The organism is Micromonospora orduensis (genome assembly GCF_006228125.1).
In the GTDB taxonomy this organism is placed as follows: domain Bacteria; phylum Actinomycetota; class Actinomycetes; order Mycobacteriales; family Micromonosporaceae; genus Micromonospora; species Micromonospora orduensis.
The window spans coordinates 1-3,962 of the sequence record NZ_VDFY01000160.1; the positions used below are offsets into that span (position 1 = coordinate 1).

Consider the following 3,962-nt stretch of genomic DNA (forward strand, 5'->3'; position numbering starts at 1 on the left):
ACCGAGCCCGGCCGGCGCCGCGCCGCCGAAGCCCCAGCTGCGGCCGCTGCCGGCCAAGCTTCCCGCCGGGCTACGACGCAACACAGGCGTACGCCCGGTCGCCCTGACCTTCGACGACGGCCCCAGCCCGGCCTGGACGCCGAAGGTCCTCGACCAGCTGCGGGCCGCCCGGGTCACGGCCACCTTCTGCGTGGTCGGCCGCGAGGTGCAACGCCACCCGGAGCTGGTCCGCCGGATCGTCCGGGAGGGTCACCAGCTCTGCAACCACAGTTGGCGGCACGACCTGGACCTCGCCCGGCGGCCGGTCGCCGAGATCCGCGCCGACCTGGCCCGCACCAACCGGGCCATCCAGGCGGCCGCTCCGGGCGCTCCGGTGGCCTTCTACCGGCAGCCGGGCGGCCGGTGGACGCCTGAGGTGCTGGGCGTGGCGAAGGAACTGGGGATGCTCCCGCTGCACTGGGCCGTCGACCCGCAGGACTGGGACAAGCCGACGGCCGCCACGATCGCCAAGCGGGTCCACAACGCCGCACGTCCCGGTTCCATCGTGCTGTTGCACGACGGCGGTGGCGACCGGGCCGCGACGCTGGCCGCCTGCCCGCACCTGATCGCCGACCTGAAGCACCGCTTCGGCATCGCCCGATTGCGCTAAACGCCTCTGAGCTGCGAAGATGCGCCGCACGAGGGGCACCCCGATACCGATTTTGTCGACCGACCGGGCATCACGTATGCTTTCCAAGCCTCCGGCGGGGCCGGATGGGAGCAAGTCCGCTTGAAGTTGCGAGTGTGCAATGATGGCGGGGCCGCCCTCATCGTCTAGCGGCCCAGGACGCCGCCCTTTCAAGGCGGTAGCACGGGTTCGAATCCCGTTGGGGGCACGACCGGCGCAAGCCGGAGCAACACAAGCTAGGTCCTGTGGAGCAGTTGGAGTGCTCGCCGCCCTGTCAAGGCGGAGGTCGCGGGTTCAAGTCCCGTCAGGACCGCAGCGCTGACGCCGCGCCTCGCGCGGCGTTCTGCGTATCGGAGCGTGTGACCCTGCCAACGGTTCGTCCGGTCGACGGGTAGCATGAGCCGAGCGGCACGGCCAGGTAGCTCAGTTGGTACGAGCGTCCGACTGAAAATCGGAAGGTCGGCGGTTCGACCCCGCCCCTGGCCACATAGCCTTTCGCCGGGCTACAGAGGTCCCCACCAGCGGAAACGCAGGTGGGGATCTTGCTTTTTGTGAACCCGGACGCGCCGATCCTGGCCGCCCTGTGGTGCGTGATCACCCGCGCTGGCGCACGCTCTGAGCCCGCTCTCCGGCACCTCGTGCCCCGAAGGCTCAGCCGCGGCATCCCCTCCGACAGAAGCCGTGCCACATCCCCGTCGCGCACTATGGCTCGACAGCCAGCTATGGCAAAATCACCTAGAGTGTCGGTGCCGTGACGATGGGGGACTCGTCGCCTGCAAGGGGGATGCATGTCGGGGAGCGGACCAAAGTGGTTGAGTCCATCCGACCCCTGGCACCACTCGAAGCCCTGGTTCGACCGGGCTCTTGCCTACGCGCGCGCCGCAGGCTGGTGGTACCGGAAAGCCGGAGGCTCGGGACACATCCACGGCACCGCCTTCTGCCAGCCGCCCGACGACCGGGCCCGCGCCTGCAAGTACATCGTCTTCTCCACTGGGGACGGCGGCGAGTCCGCGGCACGCGAATTCGAACGCCTGGTCCGCAGGTGCCCCCACAACACGGGGGTGGTTGTCGGCGTGGTGGCTGAAGCCGCTGCCCAGCTCGGCAAGGTGGAAGCCCTCTGCCGAGGAGCGGAGGCGCTTCTCGAACGATCGGCGTACGAGCAGGACGCCGCCGCCCTGTTCGACAGGGCAGAGCAACTGTTGACCGAGGCGGGCGACGCGGCGTCGGAAGTAGACGAGTTGCTGACGGCAGCCTTCGACATGGAAGAGGAGGCTCGGGCGGCAGGTGCGGCCGCCGAGGAGTCCCTGGGTGAGGCGGCCACACCGCTGCGGGATCCTGGTCAGCTATTGGAGCTGGCCGATGAGTCGGCGTTGCAGGTGAAGGCTTCCCTCAAGCAGGAAACCGAGTCGGGCGAGGTCCGGGACCTGAAGCGGCGCGTACGAGAGATCCGTACTACCATTCGGTCCCTTCGAGCACGTTTACACCAATAGGTGACACACAGAAGCGATCGGCTGACGTAGGGTGTTGGCAGGTGGCAACACTAGCCCTATGCTAGAGCTCAGATGACGAGCAGGTGGGAGAGGCTCATGATCCGCATCCCCCTTCGTGTTAGCGGCGTGGATCTGGACGATGACGTCACCCTGGAGCTGCTGGGCGAGCATCTCTCCGATTTGGCCTGGTCTGAACGCGACGGCGGTGTGGTGGCAACCCTGCATACCCCGACCACGAATCCGGTCGCCACTGCCCTGGCGGCAGCCCGCCGGATAACTCACATTCTTCCCGGCGCAGAGGTGCTGGACGTCGATCAGGAGCTTGTCTCGACATCCGACATCGCGTATCGGCTCGGCGTTTCGCGGGAGGCTGTACGGCTGTGGGCCGAGGGGCTCCGCGGTCCGGGTGACTTCCCGCGTCCGGTGGGGACGGTCGGAAACGGCAAATCAAAGGTGTGGCAATGGTTCGCGGTCAACTCCTGGCTGCGGGAGACCTACCGCATCGGGGAAGACGAGCATCACCTTTCAGCTCAGCAGATCGCGGAGCTGAATGCCCATCTCCTGAAGGTGAAGCAGCCGATCGATGACGAGTGGGAGGCCGCCGCGTCGTATGAACGCAGCGTGCGACCGCCGGTCGAACGGGGTGAGCACTTTCACGTGCTCCTTGAGCAGCTTGATGAGGAGATCCTCTCCTCAAGGGCAAAGGGTCACATGCATTGGGCGATCAAAATGGGCGACGATTGGTCGTCCTGGGTAGCCAGGTATCTGCACCAGGATGCCGCCTCGTACATCGAGGTGTCTCCTGGGCCGGAACAGGTTGAGGAATTAACGTGAGCAACGCGCCTGAGGTTGAGGCCCCTCCCGTCGAGTCGTCGTCCGCTGCCGACTCGGAGGATGCCCTCAGGGACCTTGTTGCTCGCGCAGACCTGTTGGACGTGCGAGTGACCAAATGGCATGCCGAACTCCTGGCCGAGAGTCCCGTCGAGGTGGGGGAGCTCAATCTCAAAGTGGTCAGTGCCTTCCGTTATCGAGGCGACGGATTCGATACCCGCTTCACCGTTGATGCGCCCCTGTCGTCGCCGACCGGCGAGGAGGGGGTCGCCTCGATACAGGTTCAGATTGTTGCCACCTTCTCCCTGGCAGAGGGCGGCAGACCGGACCGCCTGCTGATGCGGAAGTTCATGGACCAGGTCGCCTTCTTCGTGGTCATGCCGTTCATCCGTGAGGGGCTGCACTCGCTGTCGATGCGCATTGGTCTGGAGCCCATCACCATAGGATTGCTCCATCAGGGCAAAGACACCCCTAGTACGGCGTGGAGCAAGAAGCGCGGCGTCTCGACGGTGAGGGGTTCGGCGGAGGCCGAGTAGCCGTCCGGGGAGGCACGGACGCCGGCCCGGCACCTCTACGTCCTCGGCGCGGCTGCGTTACCGCGACATCGAGATCGCCGAATCGCTCACTGATCTCGGCGCCCCTGCTGGCGGTGCTGCGCCACGCCGCCCTGGATCGCCTCCCATACGCTGCGCCCGGCCTGCCACAGGGTCTCCCCCGCCTGCTCGGCGAGCTGCGCGGCCGTGTGCGCCCCACCGGACAGGCCGCCGCCCTGACCACCGTCACCATTACCGGACGGACCCGTCCCGGAAGCGGGCGTTCCGCCGGGTCGGTTGCGGGACTCGCCGGCCGGCGGCTCCGCGGGCCCCTGCGCGCCTCCGCCCGCACCGGCCGGTTGTCGTCCCGCACCCTGCCCCTCGGGCTGCCGCCCCTCCGCGCCGCCGGACCCCTGTCGCGATCCCTCCGCACCGCCGGCC

The 3,962-nt window shown here is 67.7% G+C and carries 4 protein-coding genes, 3 tRNA genes and 1 pseudogene; 7 read left to right on the top strand and 1 reads right to left on the bottom strand.

The features are described from left to right. The 7 genes from FHG89_RS16080 to FHG89_RS16110 form a co-directional block, all read left to right on the top strand. Window positions 1-649 (top strand): polysaccharide deacetylase family protein (locus tag FHG89_RS16080; protein ID WP_139585202.1); only part of this gene is annotated, 649 nt, incomplete at its 5' end. Between the two features lie 153 nt (window positions 650-802). After that, window positions 803-875: transfer RNA gene (locus tag FHG89_RS16085), tRNA-Glu, on the top strand. 31 nt (window positions 876-906) lie between these two features. Further along, a tRNA-Asp gene (locus tag FHG89_RS16090) sits at window positions 907-980 on the top strand. A gap of 99 nt (window positions 981-1,079) precedes the next feature. Then, a tRNA-Phe gene (locus FHG89_RS16095) sits at window positions 1,080-1,153 on the top strand. A 302-nt stretch (window positions 1,154-1,455) separates the two neighbouring features. Further along, the gene (locus tag FHG89_RS16100; RefSeq protein WP_139585203.1) at window positions 1,456-2,157 is read left to right on the top strand and encodes a hypothetical protein; all 702 of its coding nucleotides are present in this window, start codon (window positions 1,456-1,458) and stop codon (window positions 2,155-2,157) included. A gap of 96 nt (window positions 2,158-2,253) precedes the next feature. Beyond that, complete coding sequence (locus FHG89_RS16105; protein WP_139585204.1) at window positions 2,254-2,991, top strand: hypothetical protein; 738 nt, start codon at window positions 2,254-2,256, stop codon at window positions 2,989-2,991. Further along, window positions 2,988-3,524, top strand: coding sequence for a hypothetical protein (locus tag FHG89_RS16110; protein ID WP_139585205.1), 537 nt, complete (start codon window positions 2,988-2,990; stop codon window positions 3,522-3,524). Before FHG89_RS16105 ends, FHG89_RS16110 begins: the two co-directional genes overlap by 4 nt. Before the next feature lie 86 nt (window positions 3,525-3,610). Here FHG89_RS16110 and FHG89_RS33355 read toward each other — a convergent pair. Next, a pseudogene (locus FHG89_RS33355) lies at window positions 3,611-3,962 on the bottom strand (hypothetical protein); the annotation flags it as partial.

What these genes read in the sequence shown, in the direction of transcription:
- FHG89_RS16105 (WP_139585204.1), top strand. Translation starts at nt 2,254, where the DNA reads ATGATCCGCATCCCCCTTCGTGTTAGCGGCGTGGATCTGGACGATGAC.
- FHG89_RS16100 (WP_139585203.1), top strand. Translation starts at nt 1,456, where the DNA reads ATGTCGGGGAGCGGACCAAAGTGGTTGAGTCCATCCGACCCCTGGCAC.